This is a genomic window from Nitratireductor sp. StC3 (assembly GCF_003015025.1).
GTDB classification, from domain to species: domain Bacteria; phylum Pseudomonadota; class Alphaproteobacteria; order Rhizobiales; family Rhizobiaceae; genus Mangrovimarina; species Mangrovimarina alexandrii.
Window position 1 is genome coordinate 371785 of sequence record NZ_PYBP01000005.1, and the last position, 18589, is coordinate 390373.

General features: G+C 65.2%; 16 protein-coding genes. 11 read left to right on the forward strand and 5 right to left on the reverse strand.

What is annotated here, in order from left to right; all coding sequences use genetic code 11:
• Positions 1–38 precede the first annotated feature (38 nt).
• The 7 genes from C7T96_RS13540 (at position 39) to C7T96_RS13570 (ending at position 6937) form a co-directional block, all read left to right on the forward strand.
• The gene (locus C7T96_RS13540; RefSeq protein WP_106571746.1) at positions 39–698 is read left to right on the forward strand and encodes a TetR family transcriptional regulator; all 660 of its coding nucleotides are present in this window, start codon (positions 39–41) and stop codon (positions 696–698) included.
• A gap of 350 nt (positions 699–1048) precedes the next feature.
• Entirely contained in the window at positions 1049–2359 is a 1311-nt protein-coding gene (locus tag C7T96_RS13545) for an extracellular solute-binding protein (protein ID WP_106571747.1), read from the forward strand.
• Positions 2360–2578: 219 nt separating this feature from the next.
• Positions 2579–3484: a sugar ABC transporter permease gene (locus tag C7T96_RS13550; RefSeq protein ID WP_106571748.1), complete on the forward strand. Its 906-nt coding sequence runs from the start codon at positions 2579–2581 to the stop codon at positions 3482–3484.
• Between the two features lies 1 nt (position 3485).
• Positions 3486–4445: a carbohydrate ABC transporter permease gene (locus C7T96_RS13555; protein ID WP_106571749.1), complete on the forward strand. Its 960-nt coding sequence runs from the start codon at positions 3486–3488 to the stop codon at positions 4443–4445.
• Positions 4442–4687, forward strand: coding sequence for a hypothetical protein (locus C7T96_RS13560; RefSeq protein ID WP_106571750.1), 246 nt, complete (start codon positions 4442–4444; stop codon positions 4685–4687). Before C7T96_RS13555 ends, C7T96_RS13560 begins: the two co-directional genes overlap by 4 nt.
• Positions 4684–5793 carry an ABC transporter ATP-binding protein gene (locus C7T96_RS13565; RefSeq protein WP_106571751.1) on the forward strand — a complete coding sequence of 370 codons (1110 nt, stop codon included), beginning with the start codon at positions 4684–4686 and terminating at the stop codon, positions 5791–5793. The genes C7T96_RS13560 and C7T96_RS13565 overlap by 4 nt, the downstream gene beginning before the upstream one ends.
• Before the next feature lie 64 nt (positions 5794–5857).
• Positions 5858–6937: an ABC transporter ATP-binding protein gene (locus C7T96_RS13570; RefSeq protein WP_106571752.1), complete on the forward strand. Its 1080-nt coding sequence runs from the start codon at positions 5858–5860 to the stop codon at positions 6935–6937.
• Between the two features lie 61 nt (positions 6938–6998).
• On the opposite strand, the gene C7T96_RS13575 is transcribed toward C7T96_RS13570, so the two are convergent.
• The 4 genes from C7T96_RS13575 to C7T96_RS13590 are packed head-to-tail and all read right to left on the reverse strand — an operon-like array spanning position 6999 to position 10832.
• Positions 6999–7988, reverse strand: coding sequence for a hydroxyacid dehydrogenase (locus C7T96_RS13575; protein ID WP_106571753.1), 990 nt, complete (start codon positions 7986–7988; stop codon positions 6999–7001).
• On the reverse strand, positions 7981–8715 hold the full coding sequence (locus C7T96_RS13580) for a FadR/GntR family transcriptional regulator (protein ID WP_106571754.1): 735 nt from the start codon (positions 8713–8715) through the stop codon (positions 7981–7983). Before C7T96_RS13580 ends, C7T96_RS13575 begins: the two co-directional genes overlap by 8 nt.
• A 5-nt stretch (positions 8716–8720) precedes the next feature.
• Positions 8721–9887: a mandelate racemase/muconate lactonizing enzyme family protein gene (locus tag C7T96_RS13585; protein WP_106571755.1), complete on the reverse strand. Its 1167-nt coding sequence runs from the start codon at positions 9885–9887 to the stop codon at positions 8721–8723.
• Positions 9888–9944: 57 nt separating this feature from the next.
• Positions 9945–10832 (reverse strand): sugar phosphate isomerase/epimerase, encoded by an 888-nt coding sequence (locus C7T96_RS13590; protein ID WP_106571756.1) that lies wholly within the window; start codon positions 10830–10832, stop codon positions 9945–9947.
• A gap of 458 nt (positions 10833–11290) precedes the next feature.
• On the opposite strand from C7T96_RS13590, the gene C7T96_RS13595 reads away from it, so the two are divergent.
• Entirely contained in the window at positions 11291–12349 is a 1059-nt protein-coding gene (locus tag C7T96_RS13595) for a sugar phosphate isomerase/epimerase (RefSeq protein ID WP_106571757.1), read from the forward strand.
• An 11-nt stretch (positions 12350–12360) separates the two neighbouring features.
• Entirely contained in the window at positions 12361–13533 is a 1173-nt protein-coding gene (locus C7T96_RS13600) for a Gfo/Idh/MocA family oxidoreductase (protein WP_106571758.1), read from the forward strand.
• A 123-nt stretch (positions 13534–13656) separates the two neighbouring features.
• Here C7T96_RS13600 and C7T96_RS13605 read toward each other — a convergent pair whose 3' ends face one another.
• On the reverse strand, positions 13657–14211 hold the full coding sequence (locus tag C7T96_RS13605) for a TetR/AcrR family transcriptional regulator (protein ID WP_106571854.1): 555 nt from the start codon (positions 14209–14211) through the stop codon (positions 13657–13659).
• 148 nt (positions 14212–14359) lie between these two features.
• Here C7T96_RS13605 and C7T96_RS13610 point away from each other — a divergent pair, with 148 nt between their 5' ends.
• Together C7T96_RS13610 and C7T96_RS13615 are read left to right on the forward strand one after the other, a co-directional pair.
• Positions 14360–15511, forward strand: a complete 1152-nt coding sequence (locus tag C7T96_RS13610) for an efflux RND transporter periplasmic adaptor subunit (protein ID WP_106571759.1) — start codon at positions 14360–14362, stop codon at positions 15509–15511.
• Positions 15508–18579 carry an efflux RND transporter permease subunit gene (locus C7T96_RS13615; protein WP_106571760.1) on the forward strand — a complete coding sequence of 1024 codons (3072 nt, stop codon included), beginning with the start codon at positions 15508–15510 and terminating at the stop codon, positions 18577–18579. The genes C7T96_RS13610 and C7T96_RS13615 overlap by 4 nt, the downstream gene beginning before the upstream one ends.
• The last annotated feature ends 10 nt before the right edge of the window (positions 18580–18589 follow it).

Here is an 18589-nt window from a genome sequence, read left to right on the forward strand (position 1 = left end):
CGGTTGCCTAAATTTTGAGACACGAGTATCGTAGTGACATGAATATCTCAAATCAAGCCGCGAATCCTGCCGCCGAACCGGAAAAAGGTCCGCGGGCGAGGACGCGGCGGCTGATGATCGAAACCGCGGTGCGGATGATGCAGGCCGGCATCGTCCCCTCCGTCGCCGAGGTGGCGGAGGAGGCGGAAGTTTCGCGCGCCACCGCCTATCGGTATTTTCCCAGCCAGGCCGCCCTGGTCGGCACGGTGGTCGACCGGGCGCTCGGTCCGATCCTCGACTGGCGTTGCGAGGCGAGCGATCCCGTCGAGCGCGTCCGCGACCTGTTTGCGTCGTCATGGCCGCGCATGGACGAGTTCGAGGCCACGTTCCGGGCCGCGCTGAAACTCGCGCTCGACCAGCGCGAGCCGTCGCAGGCCGGCCAGCCGGACGACGAGACCCGTTTTCGCCGCGGCCACAGGGTTGCCTTGCTGCGCGACGCGCTGAGCCCGCTGGCGGGCGCACTGCCCGAAGCCGAGTTCGACCGCCTCGCCAAGGCGCTGTCGCTGGTTTTCGGCGTCGAGGCCTTCGTGGTGCTCAAGGATATCTGCGGCTGCGACGCCGACGAGACGGCCCGTATCGTGGCCTGGACGGCCGAGGCGCTGCTGCGCGCGGCGACAGCGGGCGACATAAAGGCGGCGGAGTCGGCTGACATGTCATAACTGGTCTTACCAAAGATGGGTGTTTTCGGCGTTTCGGTCCGCGTTGCAGCGGGAAGCAGCGGCAACACTGTGATGAATGGCCAGTATAGAGGCGTTATAAGGCGCTGATTTTCAAAACGGTTTAGAGCCGTGCCGAAAAGGGGAAAAAGAAGCTTGACCGCCCCCGTCAATTGGTACTACCAGTTTTAAGGAGCAACGCCCGCCGCAGCGCTTTGGCTGCTGGCGGATCGTTGGCGACTATGCCGGCATGTGGAGGTTGCCGGCAAAGGGCGACGCCGCAGCCGGGCATGACGCAATGGGTCCGCGACGGCAGCGACGCTTGAGACGGCGCAACAGGGAGGAGCAAGATCATGCGAAGAAAAATCGCCGGCATTGTCGCCGGCATAGGCCTGACGCTTGCCAGCGGCACGTCGGCGCTGGCGCAGGAACTGACCATATTCTGGGCGGAGTGGGATCCGGCCAACTATCTGCAGGAACTGGTCAACGAATACGAGGCCGAGACCGGCGTTCGGGTCACGGTCGAGACGACGCCATGGTCTGACTTCCAGACCAAGGCCTTCACCGAGTTCAATGCGCGCGGCGATGCCTACGATCTGGTCGTGGGCGATTCACAATGGCTCGGCGCGGGCTCGACCGGCGGCCACTATGTCGACCTGACCGACTTCTTCAAAGAGCACAATCTCGGCGAGGTGATGGCCCCGGCGACGGTGAAGTATTATGCCGAATATCCCGGCAACAGCGGCAAATACTGGGCGATCCCGCTCGAAGGCGACGCTGTCGGCTGGTCCTATCGTACGGACTGGTTCGAGGATCCCAAGGAGATGGAGGCGTTCAAGGCCAAATACGGCTACGATCTCGCGCCGCCGAAGGACTGGAAGCAGCTTCGCGACATCGCCGAGTTCTTCCATCGCCCCGACGAAAAGCGCTACGGCGTGGCGATCTATACCGACAATTCCTACGACGCACTGGTGATGGGCGTGGAAAACGCCATCTTCAGCTTCGGCGGGGAACTCGGCAATTACGAGACCTACGAGGTTGAAGGCTACATCAATTCCGACAAGGCCGTCGCCGCGCTGGAAGCCTACAAGGAGCTCTACCAGTTCACGCCTCCGGGCTGGGCGAAGACCTTCTTCGTGGAAAACAACCAGGCCATCACCGAGGGTCTGGCGGCGATGAGCATGAACTATTTCGCCTTCTTCCCGGCGCTGCTGAACGAGGCTACCAATCCGCACGCCAAGAATACCGGCTTCTTCGCCAATCCGGCCGGGCCGGACGGCGACCAGTTCGCCGCGCTTGGCGGGCAGGGGATCTCCATCGTGTCCTATTCCCAGAACAAGGAAGAGGCGATGAAGTTCCTGGAGTGGTTCATCCGCGACGACGTGCAGAAGCGCTGGGCGGAACTGGGTGGCTATACCTGCCACGCCAAGACGCTGGAATCGGAGGAGTTCCGCAACGCCACGCCCTATAACGAGGCCTTCTACCAGACGATGTTCAAGGTGAAGGACTTCTGGGCGGTGCCGGAATTCGCCGAGCTGCTGCAGCAGATCAACCAGCGCATCTACCCCTATATCGTTGGCGGCGAAGGCACCGCCAAGGAAGCGCTCGACGCGCTGGCGGTGGACTGGACCGAGACCTTCAAGAAATACGACCGGCTCCAATAGCCGACAAGGCGGAAGGGGCCTTGGCCCCTTCCGCCGCCCATCAAGGTCCGCTTTCGAGGATCGCGGGGTCCGGTGCGACCGGGCGTGCCTCGCAAACGGACGCCATGAAGGCAATCGTTTCATGGTCAATGGGGCCAGACCGTAGATCGCGGCGAAACGTCCTGTTTCGCCGGCGACCGCGCCGGCCCGCTGTGATCAAGCTCTCAGGGGAGGAGCGTCTTGACGACCGACGTCATAACCAGGCTGGACCCGCAATCGCATGCGGCCAAGCGCGGGCTGAGCGATCTTTCGATCCGCAATCTGTTCATCATTCCGACGATCCTGTTCCTGATCGTCTTCAACATCTTTCCGCTGCTGTATTCGCTCTATTATTCCTTCACCGATTTCCGCGCCTCGACCAATGCGCCGGCCAATTTCATCGGCCTGCAGAATTATCGCGAGCTGTTGAACGACCCGTTCATCTGGAACAATTTCGTCATCACCGCCAAATACGTCATCGTCTCGGTCGCCGGCCAGGTGGTCGTCGGCTTCGGCGTGGCGCTGCTGCTCAACCGCGACATCCCCTATAAGGGCCTGATCACCACGCTGCTGCTTTTGCCGATGATGCTGTCGATGGCCGTGGTCGGCCTGTTCTGGAAGCTGCTTTACGACCCGTCCTTCGGCATCATCAACTACGCGCTCGGGCTCGGCACGTTCGAGTGGCTCGCCAATCCCGACATGGCGCTCTATGCCGTGGCGATTACCGATATCTGGATGTGGTCGCCCTTCGTCATGCTGTTGTCGCTGGCCGGGCTGTCGGCGGTGCCGAAGCATCTTTACGAGGCGGCGGCGATCGACCGGGCCGGGTCGCTCTACACCTTCTTTCGCATCACCCTGCCGCTGGTGGCGCCGATCCTGATGATCGCGATCATCTTTCGCACCATGGAAGCGTTCAAGACCTTCGACCTCGCCTACATCCTGACCAGCCAGCCGACGACGGAGGTGCTGTCGATCCGGCTCTACAAGATGGCGTTCCAGGAATGGCAGACGGGGCGCTCCTGCGCGCTCGCCTACATCATGCTCATCGTGGTGGTGGCGATCACCAATATCTACGTCAAATATCTGAACAAGGTGAAGGAGCGCTAGAATGGCTGCAGTCCGCACCCCGGCCGAACGCACGCTCAATCGCCTGGCGATCGTCAGCGTCCTTCTGGTGACGCTGATCTTCCTGGCCCCGATCTACTGGATCACGGCGACGGCGTTCAAGCCGCGCAACCTGGCCACCACCGTGCCGCCCACGGTGATGTTCGAGCCGGAAGTGTCGCCGTTCGTGAAACTCTTCCTGCGGCGCTCGCAACTGCGCGAGGCGCCGAGCGAGGAGCAATACGCCGCGGCCCCCTGGTGGGAGCAACTGGTGTTCGACGGCGGCGAAAAGGTGGTGCGCTCGGGAACCGGCGAGGTGCGCTGGTCGGCCTATCCGGACCGCTTCATGAATTCGCTGATTATCGCCGTGTCCTCCACCGTGCTTGCGGTCGGCATGGGCACGCTGACGGCATACGGGTTTTCCCGCTTCAAGGTGGCGGGCGAACAGGACTGGCTGTTCTTCATCCTGTCGACGCGCATGCTGCCGCCGGTGGTCGTCGCGATCCCGATGTTCCTGATGTACCGGGTGTTCGGGCTGACCGACACCCATGTCGGGCTGATCATCCTCTATACCGCCTTCAATCTGTCGTTTTCGGTCTGGCTGATGAAAGGGTTCATCGACGAGATCCCACGCGAATACGAGGAGGCGGCGCTGGTCGACGGCTATACGCGGCTGCAGGCCTTCTTCAAGGTGGTGCTGCCGGAGGCGGCCACCGGCATCGCGGCCACGGCGGTGTTCTGTTTCATCATCGCCTGGAACGAATATGCCTTCGCGCTGATCATGACCAATCGCCGGGCGCAGACCGCACCCCCCTTCATCCCCAGCCAGATCGGCTCGGGCCTGCCGGACTGGACCGTGATCGCGGCCGGCACGGTGCTGTTCCTGCTGCCGGTCGCCATCTTTACCTTCCTGCTTCGCAATCACCTGCTGCGCGGCATGTCCTTCGGAGCGATCCGCAAATGAGATTTCGCGAGATCAACCAGAAATTTTTGCAGCCGGCCTCGCAGACGGTGATGATCCTGGGCATGGTGGCCTTGTGCCAGCCCTGGAGCCTGTTTCTACACCGCTACGGGCTGACCATCATCATCGTCGGGCTGATCGGCTTCATCATCACGACCCATATCGGCCCCGGCGAGGCGGACGCCGAGGAGGCGGATGCCGAGCGGGTATTCGATGTTTCCGACCATCGCGAGGGCAAGGCATGACCCAGATCGAACTTCGCGGGGTGCAGAAATTCTTTGGCGAGGTGCAGGTCATCAAGGACTTGAACCTCGACATCGAGAGCGGCGAATTCATCGTGCTTCTGGGCCAGTCGGGCTGCGGCAAGACGACGACGCTGCGCGCCATCGCCGGGCTGGAGACAATCGACGAAGGCGATATCCTGATCGACGGCAAGGTCGTGCAGGACATCAAGGCGGCGCATCGCGACATCGCCTTCGTGTTCCAGTCGTTCTCGCTCTATCCGCATATGACGGTGTTCGAAAACATCGCCTTTCCGCTGCGGGCGATGGGCCATGACCGCGCCGGGATCGAGCGCGAGGTCCAAAGCGTGGCCAAGGTGCTGCGCATCACCGAACTGCTGTCGAAACGGCCCTCGGCGCTGTCGGGCGGCGACATGCAGCGCGTGGCGATCGGGCGCGCGCTGGTGCGCCGGCCGAAGGCGATCCTGATGGACGAACCGATCGGCGCGCTCGACGCCAAGCTGCGCGAGGAGATGCGCGCCGAGATCAAGCGGCTGCACCTGGAGCAGGGCTCGACCACCATCTACGTCACCCACGACCAGATCGAGGCGATGGCGCTCGCCGACCGGATCGTGATCATGCACGAGGGCATTCTGCAGCAGGTCGGCAGCCCGCAGGAGGTCTATTCCCGGCCGGCCAACCTGTTCGTCGCGCAATTCGTCGGCAGCCCGGTGATGAACGTCACCGACATCCGGGTTGCGGACGCCGATGGCAGTGCGGAAGTGGTGCCGCCGGGCTCGCAAAAGGGTTTCGCCTTTCCCGGCACGCTGTTGTCGCATCTTCAATCGGCGCGGGCCGGCGCGGACGGCCTCAAGCTGGGCATCCGGCCGGAGGGGATCGACGTTTCGCTCGAGCCGCGCGAAGGTTACCTGCCGCTGGAGGCGCATCTGATCGAGCCGTTGGGGTCGCACGACATCGTCGATCTCCAAGTCGGCGACGACTATTTGCGCGCCCGCACCCGCAGCGGCTTCGTCGGCGGCCCGGGCCGGCAGGTCTTTGCCCGTATCGACCCGGCCCAGGCGCATTTCTTCGACGCCGCCTCGGGCAACTCGCTGGGCGTGCAGCTGTGAGGGCGCGCCGCCGCCTTTCCGCCGCGCCCGCCAGCGCCGCCGCACGCCAGGACGGATAACACGCATGGCCCATATCCAGCTCAAGAACATCAGCAAGAAATTCGGCAGCCACACGGCGCTGAAGAATCTCGACGTGGGGATTGCCGACGGCGAATTTTTCGTGCTGCTCGGCGAAACCGGCGCCGGCAAGACGACCACGCTGCGCGTGATCGCCGGCCTCGAGGCGCCGACGACGGGCGAGGTGCTCATCGACGGCGAACGGGTGAACGATTGGGGCCCGGCCGAGCGCGATGTCGCGCTGGTTTTGCAGCAATATTCGCTTTATCCGCGCTATACCGTGCGCGAAAATCTCGAATTTCCGCTGAAATCGAAGATTCGCGCCACGCCGCGCGCCGAAATCGACGAAAAAGTGGCGCGAGTCGCCAAGGTTTTGCGGATCGAACACCTGCTCGAGCGCAAGACGGACCGCCTGTCCGGCGGCGAGATGCAGCGCGTGTCGATCGGGCGCGCCATCGTGCGCGAGCCGCGCGTTTTCTTGATGGACGAACCGCTGTCGGCGCTCGACGCCAAGCTGCGCGAGGCGCTGCGCACGCAGTTGAAGAACCTGCAGATGAATCTCGGCGCGACCTTCCTGTTCGTCACCCATGATCAGGTCGAGGCGATGTCGATGGGCGACAAGATCGGCGTGCTCAACGAGGGACGCCTGGTCCAGATCGGCACGCCGCAGGAAATCTATTCCCGCCCGCGCAACACGTTCGTCGCCCGCGCGGTCGGCTCGCCGCCCATGAACCTGCTCGACGGCAAGGTGGAGGATGGCGGCGCGGCGCTGTCGCGGGCCGGCCAGACGCTGCCGCTCGCCGGCACGCTCAACGGCTCGGTCGCCGGCCGCGACCTGACCTTCGGCATTCGCCCCGAGGATGTGCGGCTCGACGCCGGTGCGCCGGGCCAAGCCACGATCCACGACATCGAGGACCATGGCGTGGAAAAGATACTGACCCTGCATGCCGGCGCGTCGGTGCTCAGGGCGACGGTCTCGGCCCAGACCAAGGTCGCCTATGACGAGCAGGTGCGGTTTGCCTGGGACCCCGAGAAAGTCCACTTATTCGACCGGGTCTCCGGTCTCAGCCTGCGCCACGCCTCGTAGGACTTCGCGCGCCGCGGCGGGCTGCGGAGCTCGTTGCCGGCGGCCGGCGAAAAGGTGCGTCTCACGCGCGCGGAAAGCGGGCCCGGTAGCGCGGCTCGGCGTCCGGGTTGCAGAAATTGACCGGCAGCTCGCCGGCCAGGATGCGCAGGCTCTCCTCCACCGCGCCAAGGCCCATGCGGGCCATGCTTTCCTCGGTGATGCCGGCCATGTGCGGCGTCAGCACCACGTTGTCGAGCGCCAGGAGCGGATGGTCGGCGGGCAGGGGCTGGGTGTCGAAGACGTCGAGCGCCGCACCGCCGATCCGGTCGTTTCGCAGCGCCTCCACCAGCGCGGCCTCGTTGATCACCGGTCCGCGCGCGACGTTGACGAGGATGGTCTCGCGCTTCATGCGCGCAAGGCGCCGGGCGTCGATCAGCCCGCGCGTTTCGTCCGTCAGCGGACAGCACAGCACCACAATATCGCTTTCGGCCACCAGCGCGTCGATTTCGCGATAGGGAATGGTGTCGGGAACGGAGCGCGGATTGCGGCTGTTGGCGATCACGTCGAGGCCGAAGCCCCGGGTGGCGATCTCGCCGACGGTGCGGCCGATATTGCCCATGCCGACAATGCCGATCGTGCGGCCGGAAAGCTCGTTGGTGACAACGGCATGGGCGCGACCGGCGAGCCAGCCCTTGGTGCGCAGGTCGCGGTCGACCAGGCGGAAGCGGCGCAACAGCGCCATGGCGGCAAACAGCACATGTTCGGCCACGGTGCGGGCGTTGACGCCCGGCACGTTGGCGACCAGTACGCCGGCGGCCGTCGCCGCCTCGACCGGGATCATGTCGAGCCCGGCACCGTGGCGCACCGCCGCGCGCAGCCTGGTTGCCCGTTCGAACAGGTGCGCCGGCAGCGGCGTGCGCACGATGACGATTTCGGCCGCCTCGGCCTCGCGGACGAGCGTCTCGGCGTCGAGCGCGGAGGCGACCGCCAGCCGGGCCTGCCCCTCCAGCTTGGCCTCGGCCTGCGGGTGAAGCGGGTGGGTGGACAGGACGAGCGGGGTTTTGTCAGACATTCTCAAGCTGCGGATCGGGGTTGGCCGGTCCCGAACCGTCCACCGTCGTGCCGCGCTCGATCAAGCCCTTCCAGTAGCTTTCCGCGCCCTGAAGATGCGCGCTCATCAGCGCCTGGGCCAGATTGCCGTCGCGGCGCACCAGCGCATCGAAGATCTGCAGATGCTCGGCATGGGATTTCCGGCCCCGCTCGGGATCGCTGAAATAGACCGGCAGCCTGGCTTCGCCCATCACGTAATAGACGCTGCACACACGGTAAAACACGCTGTTCTTGGTCGCGCGGACGATCTCGAGATGGAAGTCGCGATCTTCCTTGTTGAGCGATTCGCCCGCCGCCAGCCGCTTTTCGGAGCGGTCGAGCACGGCGCGCAGCGCCTGATAGTTTTCTTCCGTGGCACGCTCGCAGGCGAGTTCGGAGGCCTTGATCTCGTGGATCTTGCGCAGTTCCACCGCCTCGTAGATCTGCACCGGGTCGAGCGGCAGCCCGGCGCGCGCAAACAGCGCCAGCGCTTCCACGCTCGCCCGGCTCTGGGTCAGGTAGATGCCGGATTTGGCGCGCCGCTCCACGATCTGCATGGCTTCGAGAATGGCGAGCGCCTCGCGGATCTGGCCGCGGCTGACGCAAAAGTGCTCGGCGAGCTCACGCTCGGAGGGCGTGCGCGCGCTCTGCTTGTCGGTATGGGCAAACAGGTAGGCGGCCAGGTCGGCGAGCAGGCTTTTTTCAGTCATTCCATTCAGTCCACCGCGTATTTTCTCACATAGTCCTCCGAGATGGTAAAACCGAGACCGGGTCGGTCCGGAACATCGATCATGCCGTCTTGCACGGAAATCGTCTCCTCGACGAGGTCGTGTATCATCGGATTGGCGCCAAGCGAATATTCGATGATGAAGCTTGCCGGGGATGCGGCACATAGATGCAGGCCGGCGAAGAAGCACGGTGCGCCGGCCCACAGATGCGGGGCGAGACGCAAATTGAAGCTGGAGGCGATCGCGGCGATCTTCCATCCCTCGCTGATGCCGCCGCAAAAGCCGAGATCGGGTTGGAAGATGTCCGCGGCGCGCAGGACCGCGAGATCGCGAAAGGCGAACCGCGTCGCCTCGCTCTCGCCGGCGGCGATCGGGATCGAGCAGGCCGCGCGTATCTCGGCCATGCCGGGCTTGTCGTCGGCGATCACCGGTTCCTCGAACCAGGCGACGTCCTGATCCGCGACCAGGGCGGCGAAACGCTTGGCGTCGCCGACATTGAAGGTGCCGTGTGCGTCGACCATGATGTCGACGCCGGGGCCGAGCGCTTCACGGGCGGCGCGCACGCGCGCGGCCGAGACGTGCGGCGGGCCGTCGATCGCGCCGACGCGCATCTTTACCGCGCGGAATCCGCCTTTTTCGATATAGGACGAAAGCTGCTCGCCGATCGTGTCGACGCCGGCCCAGCCGCCCGATGCATAGGCGGGCAGCCTGTCGGCCTTGCGTCCGCCCAGAAGCCGCCAAACCGGCGCGCCCAGATGCTTGCCCAAAATGTCCCACAGCGCGATGTCGATGGCGCTGATGGCGGCCAGCGTGTGGCCGCGCCGGGCCAGTTGCGGCATGGCGTGGCCGGCGCGCGCGGCGGTCTGGTGACGCACGCCGTTATAAAGCGTTTCCCAGATCACGCCCGGCTCGCGCGGGTCGCGGCCGATCAGCGCCGGCGCGACCTCGCGGTTGATCAAATGGACCAGGGCGGCATATTCGCCGGCGCTGCCGGCGGCGTTCTTGCCTTCGCCCCAGCCGACGATCCCGCACTCGGTTTCCACCCGAACGATGGCGGCATCGAATGTCGCGATCTGTCCGAAATCGCTTCGATGCTGGTTTTTCCTTTCGATGGGAACGCGCACCCACCAAGCTTCAATACGCGCTATACGCATCTTGTTCCCCGTGCCGTTCCCGCAGCCGCGGCGGGAACGGCCGAATCCGTCCCGATCCTAGCGGATCAGGGGCAGGATGGTTTCCGCCGTGATGCGCATCTGGTCGGCATAAAATGCCTCCGTCAGCACGCTCGATCCGTGATCCTGGATGAATTTGAGCTGTTCGGGCGGGATGTCGCTCGGATTGCGGTCGACCATGTCGGGATAGATCGCCGCCGGCGTCCGGTCGACGGGCGCAACGAACTCGTTGGTCAGTGCGCCGTCATAGCCGATCTCCTTCAGCGTGGCGACGATCTTGGCCCAGTCGAGATGGCCGAGCCCGGCCGCGAAACGGTTGTTGTCGGCGACGTGGAAGTCGAACAGCCGGTCGCCGGCAAGCCTGATCGCGTCATAGATGTCGGCTTCCTCGATGTTGAGATGGAAGGCGTCGAGGCAGACCCCGCATTCGGGGCTGACCGCGTCGGCGAGCGCCAAGGCCTGGGCGCAGCGGTTGAACAGATAGGTCTCGAACCGGTTCAGCGGCTCGACGGCGACGCGAACCCCCTTCTTCTGCGCATGTTCGAAACACTCCTTGGTCGATTCGACCACCCATTGCCACTCCTCTTCCTCCGTGGCGTCGGGGACCACCTTGCCGACGGTGCAGGGCACTAGGGTGATCATTTCGCCCTCAAGCTCGTTGACCATGGTGATCACGCTCTTGACGTAGTCGACCGAGGCGGCGCGCTGGGCGGGGTCCTTGGCGGCGAGATTGCGTTCGCCGAGCGTCAGCGTCACCGCACCCCAGCAGCGGATGCCATGCTCCTTGAGCAGGGCGCGCGTCTCCTTGGTGTCGTACTGGGTGGGTTCACCGGAAATCTCGATCGATTCGTAGCCGAACTTCTTGATCCGGGCGAGCGTGCGCTCGAGCGGCTCGGCGCGCATCCAGTTGTGCGTCGAAAGGTGCATGGTCCGTCCTTCTCCAAAATCGCTTGCGAGCGCCGCCGCCACGGGCACACGCTCTCCTCCCTCGAAACGGCCTGACTGGCAAACTGGTTGGACCAGTCTGGCGTTGGTGTTTTTCTAGCGGATTTCCAAACCGGTCGCAAGCATGTGCGGCAGTGAGTCTGATTTTTGGTCTAAATCTATGAAAAACATGGATTAAAAAAAAGATTATGCGCCTTGTGGAGCAAAATCGCCTTGTGGCGCATGGCTTGACCCTGACGGAAAATTTGGTAATACCAAAAATGCGAGCGGGGTAATGTCCAGTCGCGATCGCGGGTCTCCCGGACACGGCGCGACTGGACACTTGCTCCCCCCGGGAGGAGGGCGCGCCAAACGGTGCGGGGAGCATGGCGATGCTGCCCGCTTCGGGTGCGGTCCCGGTACGACCACGCCGACCAGGCAAGCCCAAGAGGGAGGAGACCATGCCGACGACAATGAAGGGCCCGGCGATTTTTCTCGCGCAGTTCGCCGGCGACGACGCGCCGTTCAATTCGCTGCCGGCGATCGCCAAATGGGCCGCCGGCCTTGGCTACAAAGGCGTTCAGATCCCGACCTGGGACGGACGTCTGTTCGATCTCAAGAAGGCGGCAAGCTCGAAGGATTATTGCGACGAGGTCAAGGGCGTCTGCGCGGAAGCCGGCGTCGAGGTGACGGAGCTTTCGACGCATTTGCAGGGCCAGCTCGTCGCCGTGCATCCAGCCTATGACAGCGCGTTCGACGCGTTCGCGCCGGCCGACGTGCACAACAACCCTAAAGCGCGCCAGAAATGGGCCGTCGACCAGGTGACGATGGCGGCCAAGGCCTCGCGCAATCTCGGTCTCGACGTGTCGGTGTCGTTTACCGGCGCACTCGCCTTTCCCTATCTCTATCCTTGGCCGCAACGCCCGGCCGGGCTGATCGAAGAGGCGTTCGCGGAACTCGGCCGGCGCTGGAAACCGATCCTCGACGCCTACGAAGAAAACGGCGTTTATCTCGGCTACGAGATCCATCCGGGCGAGGACGTGTTCGACGGCGCGACCTTCGAGATGTTTTTGGACGCAGTCGGCGGCCACAAGCGCTGCGCCATCAACTACGATCCGTCGCATTTCCTACTGCAGCAGCTCGACTATCTCGCCTTCATCGACATCTATCACGAGCATATCAGGGCCTTCCACGTGAAGGATGCCGAGTTCAATCCGACCGGGCGCCAGGGTGTCTATTCGGGTTATCAGGGCTGGGTCGAGCGGGCCGGGCGGTTCCGTTCGCTGGGCGACGGCCAGGTCGATTTCGCCGGCATCTTCTCCAAGCTTGCGCAATATGATTACGCCTCCTGGGCGGTGCTGGAATGGGAGTGCTGCCTGAAGCATCCCGAGGACGGGGCGGCCGAGGGGGCGCCGTTCATCGAGCAGCACATCATCCGGGTGACCGAGCGGGCCTTCGACGATTTCGCCGGCGGCGAGGTCGACAAGGCGGCGCTGAAGAAGATGATGGGGATCGAATAGGGAGGGCCGTCATGGTCGGCGCATCAAAGGCACAGGCGGGCGACGGACCGATCCGCTACGGCATGGTCGGCGGCGGGCAGGGCGCCTTCATCGGCGCGGTGCACCGCATCGCGGGCCGGCTCGACGGCGAGTTCGCGCTGGTGGCGGGCGCGCTCTCCTCCGATCCCGAGCGCGCGCGCGCCTCGGCGGCCGAGCTCGGGATCGATCCCGAACGCGGCTACGGCTCTTTCGAGGAGATGGCGAAGGCGGAGGCGGCGCGGGCCGACGGCATCGAGGCGGTGGCGATCGTCACCCCCAACCACATGCACTATCCGGCCGCCAAGGTGTTTCTGGAGGCGGGCATTCACGTCATCTGCGACAAGCCGATGACCGCCAATCTCGAGGACGCGAAAAAACTCGCCGCGCTGGTGAAGCAAACCGGCAAAGTGTTCGTGCTGACGCATAATTATACCGGTTACCCGATGGTGCGGCAGGCGCGCGCGATGGTGGCCGGGGGCGACCTTGGCGACCTGCGCGTGGTCCAGGTCGAATATCCGCAGGACTGGCTGACCGAGAAGCTGGAGGGCACCGGCCAGAAACAGGCCTCGTGGCGCACCGACCCCGCGCGCTCGGGCGTCGGCGGCGCGACCGGCGATATCGGGACGCATGCCTTCAATCTTGCCCGCTTCGTGACCGGGCTCGACCTCGACAGCCTGGCCGCCGATCTGACGGCGTTCGTCGACGGCCGGCCGCTCGACGACAACGCGCATGTGATGCTGCGCTTCAAGGGCGGGGCGAAAGGCATGCTGTGGGCGAGCCAGGTCGCGCCCGGCAACGAGAACGCGCTGAAGCTGCGGGTCTACGGCACCAAAGGCGGGCTGGAGTGGGAGCAGGAGCACCCGAACCATTTGTGGTTCACGCCGTTCGGCGCGCCGAAGCGGCTGATCACGCGCAACGGCGCGGGCGCGGGCGAGGCGGCGGGACGGCTTTCGCGCGTGCCGCCGGGGCATCCTGAAGGCTATCTCGAAGGGTTTGCCAATATCTATGCCGAGGCGGCCCGGGCGATCCGCGCCGCGCGGGGTGCGGGCGGCTCGGTCGATGGCGCCGTCCTCTATCCGAGCGTGGAGGACGGGGTGGAAGGCGTCGCCTTCGTGGAGGCCTGTGTGAAATCTTCGCAGCGGGACGGCGCCTGGACGACGCTTTGAGGCGGCTTTCCCGGCGCGTCCGGGGCATGGTCGGCCCTCTGCCGGGATCGCCCCGGGCGGGCGGCGGCCGACCCTGGCGGCCGCGCCGAACCCATCGAAAAACCGCAAAGCCTGGCGCGGATGTCAGGCCGGCGTGGTGGCAGCCAGCAGCGATTCGAGCTTGGCGTAGGCGCTGGCGCGCTCCGAGGCGTCGAGCACGTCGAGGCCGAGCAGGCGCGTCAGCCGCAGCCCTTCGACGGCCAGGAAGGCGACCAGCACCATATGCGGATCGCTTGCCGTGGCGGTCATGCGCGTGAGCGTATGACGATGGAAGCGCAGCACCGGCTCGAGGAAACCCGGATCTTCCGCCAGGGCGGCCAGTAGGCCGGACGGCGGTTGATCCTGCGGGCGATCCTGATCGCGGGCGAGGGCCAGAAACGCGGTCGCGAGCGCATTGGGGCTGCCGGCGCGGCGCGCGGCGTGGTCGCTCAATTCGGCCTCGACCTCGATCAAATGCTCCTCGACCAGCGCTTCCAGCAATTTCGACTTGGAGGGGAAATTGTAGAGCAAGCCGCCCTTCGACAGGCCGGCGCGCGCGGCGACCGCGTCGAGCGAGAAATGGCCGATGCCTGCCTCGCGGGCGACATCGGCGGCCGCCTTCAGTATTTTCGCACGCGAGGAAGGGCGTCTTGGCGCCATCGAAACCGTACCCATCGCTGTTGACTTTACCGACCAGACGGTACAGTTAAGCGCTCCGACGCGCAAGCGCCCGAAACGGCTTTGCCCTCGCCGGATGTCTCGTCAGCGAGTAGCATACCCAGACCCTAACTGCCGGAGCCCGCCCCGCATGGTCAAACGCTTCCTTATCGCCCTGGTTCTCGTCGCGCTGGTTGCGGGCGGTCTCGTCGGTTTCAACATGTTCAGGGACCAGGCGATCAGCCAGTTCTTCGCCAATCGGCCGCGGCCGGCGGTGACGGTGTCGACGGCAAAGGTCGAATCGCTGACCTGGACGCCGCGGATCCAGGCGATCGGCACGGTCGGGGCAGCGCGCGGCGTCGATCTGACGGTCGAGACGACGGGCATCGTCCAGGATGTCCGGTTCGAGGCCAACGATCGCGTCGAAGAGGGACAGACCCTGGTCGTGCTCGACAACAATGTGCAGCGCGCCGACCTGGAAGCCGCGCGCGCCAAGGCGCAGCTCGACAAACAGGTTTTGACGCGCGCGCAGGAATTGTTGAAGCGCGGCGTGGGGTCGGAGACGGCGGTGGAAAGCGCGCAGGCGGCGGCGACGGCCTCGGCCTCGCAGGTCGCCAAGCTCGAGGCCGTGCTTGCCCAGAAGGAGCTCATGGCGCCGTTTTCGGGCACGATCGGCATTCCGCGGGTGGAAAAGGGCCAATATATCGCGCCCGGCAACACGGTGGCGACGCTGCAGGACCTGGACACGTTGCGCGCCGATTTCAGCGTGCCGGAGCAGAATCTGCCGCTTTTGGAGATCGGCCTGCCCGTCCGCTACGGCCTGTCCGAGGACAGTCTCGACTTTTCCGGAAAAGTCACCGGCATCGAGCCGCGCGTCGACCCGCAGACGCGGCTGGTCGCGCTGCGCGCCGAAATCACCGACGCCGGCGGGCGGCTGAGCCCCGGCCAGTTCGTCCAGGTGCGGGTGGAACTGCCGGCCGAGGGCGACGTTCTGGTGGTGCCGCAGACGGCGCTCATCACCAGCCTTTACGGCGACTATCTGTTCGTGGTCGCGCCGGCCGAGGATGCGGCCGAGGCTTCCGACGGCGATGGCGCCGATGACGGGCCGGCCCTGATCGCGCGGCAGGTCTTCGTCAAGACCGGGCGCCGGGCCGGCGGCGTGATCGAGATCGTCTCGGGCGTATCGGCGGGCGACGAGGTCGTCACCGCCGGACAGAACCGGCTGACCAATAACGGCCCGGTCGCGGTCGACAACAGCGTCGAGCCGGCGGCGGCCCGCTCCGGGGAGGCGGCCGCGCAATGAATTTTTCCGACATCTTCATTCGCCGCCCCGTCCTGTCGACGGTGGTCGGCTTCCTGATCCTGCTGCTCGGCTTCCAGGGCATGATGAACCTCACCGTGCGGCAATATCCGCAGGTCGAGGAGACGGTGATCACCGTTACCACCATCTATCCCGGCGCCAGCGCCGAACTGATCCAGGGCTTCATCACCGCGCCGATCGCCGCGGCCGTGTCGACGACGGAGAATGTCGACTACGTCACCTCGCAAAGCCGGCCGTCGGCGAGCGTGGTGACGGTGCAGATGGAATTGGGCGCGGACCCCGACGTCGCGCTGACGGAGGTGATGTCGAAGGTGCAGGAGGTGCGCGGCAACCTGCCGACGGATGCGCGCGATCCGACCATCGTCAAGGGCACGGGCCAGCAATTCGCGATCATGTATCTGGCGATGCAGAACCCCAACATGTCCGCCGAACAGCTGACCGAATATCTCGACCGGGTCATCCGGCCGCGCCTGTCGACGGTCGAGGGCGTGGCCGAGGCGCAGATCCTGGGGGCGGCGGAGTATTCGATGCGGGTCTGGGTCGATCCGGTGCGGCTCGCCGCGCGCGGTATCACCGCGGCCGAAATGCTCAACGCCATCAACGCCTCGAACTTCCTGTCGGCGCCCGGCAAGGTCGAGAACGAGTATGTCGCCCATTCGATCACGCTGAAATCGACACTGCAGACGCCGGAGGCGTTCGCCGCATTGCCCCTGAGGGCGTCGGGCGACGACGTCGTTCGGCTGGGCGAGGTGGCGCACGTGGAACTGGCGGCCGAAAGCACCGACACGGTGGTGAGCTTCAACGGCAAGCCGGGCACCTTCGTCGGTATCTTCCCGACCCCGTCGGCCAATCCGCTCGACACGTCGGCGGCCGTGCTCAAGGAGCTGCCCGCAATCCAGGCGAGCCTGCCCGAGGGCATGACGGCGACCATGGTCTATGACGCCACCGAGACGATCAGCGCCTCGATCGAGGAGGTTTTCAAGACGATCGCCGAAGCGGTGGTGATCGTCATCCTGGTGATCCTGCTCTTCCTCGGCTCGTTCCGCTCGGTGCTGATGCCGATCGTGACCATCCCGCTGTCGCTGATCGGTGTGTGTTTTCTGCTCTTGGTGCTGGGCTATTCGATCAACCTCCTGTCGCTGCTTGCGATGGTGCTGGCGATCGGCCTGGTGGTCGACGACGCGATCGTGGTGGTGGAAAACATCCACCGCCACATCGAGGAGGGCATGAGCCCGATTCAGGCGGCCTATCGCGGCATGCGCGAGATCACCGGCCCGGTCGTGGCGATGACGATCACGCTTGCCGCCGTGTTCGCTCCGCTCGGCTTTACCGGCGGCCTGACCGGCTCGCTGTTTCGCGAATTCGCGTTCACGCTCGCCGGTGCTGTCATCATTTCGGGCATCGTCGCGCTGACGATCACGCCGATGATGTCGGCGCGCCTGCTCAAGGCCGGCAATCACAGCCGTTTCCAGCGCATCGTCGACGGCACGTTCGAGCGAGTGGCCAATGTCTACGAGCGGCTCGTGGCCGGTTCGCTGAACTACCGGGCCGTCACCTTCATGATCGTGGCGGTGCTGCTCGGCCTGACCGGCTATCTGTTTACCAAGACGTCCAGCGAGCTGGCGCCGGAAGAGGATTCGGGCGCGCTGTTCGCGCTCGTCAACGCGCCGCGCTACGCGACCACCAACTATACCAAGCTTTACACCGAGCAGATGCGGGAACTGACCAAGGACCTGCCGGAGCTGGACGCCAATTTCTCCATCGTCGGCCTGGGCGGGCAGACCAACAGCGCCATCGCGGTCTGGTCGTTCAAGGACTGGGCCGAGCGCGAGCGGTCGCAAGCGGAAATCCAGGCCGACATCACCGCGAGACTGTCGGAAATCGCCGGCGTGCAAGCCCTGGTGTTCGCACCGCCCTCGCTGCCGGGTTCGGGCGGCGGTCTGCCGATCTCCGTCGTCATCCGGGCGACCGGCGAATCGAGCCAGGTGTTCGAGGTCGCCGAGCAGATCAAGCGCGAGGCCGAGGCGAGCGGACGGTTCATCGTGGTGCAGAACTCGCTCGCCTTCGACGCGCCGCAGGTCACCGTGACCATCGACCGCGACCGGGCAGCCGCGCTCAACCTGCCGATCCGCGATATCGGCACCACGCTCAGCCTGCTGGTCGGTGGCGGGGCCGTGGCCCAGTTCGACCGTGAATCCAACAGCTACGACATCATCACCCAGGTGCCGCAGGACTATCGCGACAATCCGCATCGCATCGGCGAATTCTTCGTGCGCAGCGCCACCGGCGAGATGGTGCCCCTGTCGGCGGTCGTGTCGATCGACACCAATGCCGCTCCCTCGGCGATCGAGCAGTTCAACCAGTTGAACTCGGCCACGATCTCGGCCCTGCCTTTGCCGGGCGTCACCACGGGCGACGGGCTGTCGACGATCGTCGAAATCGCGGAGGGCCTGATGCCGAACGGGTTCTTCATCGACTATTCGGGCCAGTCGCGGCTCGAGGCCGAGCAGGGCAACACGATCCTGCTTGCCTTCGGTCTCGCCCTGATCGTCATCTATCTGGTGCTTGCGGCGCAGTTCGAGAGTTTCCGCGATCCGTTCATCATCATGATGTCGGTGCCCCTGTCGATCTTCGGCGCAATCGTGCCGCTCAATCTCGGCCTGGGTACGCTCAACATCTATACCCAGGTCGGGCTGATCACGCTGATCGGCCTGATCACCAAGCACGGAATCCTGCTGGTCGAGTTCGCCAATCAGCAGCGCCACGAGCACGGGCTCGACCGGTTCGCGGCGATCATCGCCTCGGCAAAGGTGCGCCTCAGGCCGATCCTGATGACGACGGCGGCGATGGCGCTGGGCGTCGTGCCGCTGATCACGGCGCAGGGTGCGGGTGCTGCTGCGCGCTATTCCATGGGGCTGGTGATCTTTTCCGGCATCCTGGTCGGCACGCTGTTCACGCTGTTCGTCGTGCCGATGTTCTACACCCTGATCACCCGGCGCGAACTGGCGCCGGAGCCCGAGCAGCCGCAGATCGCCGCGCCGGCCGAGTAGGGCGGGCGCG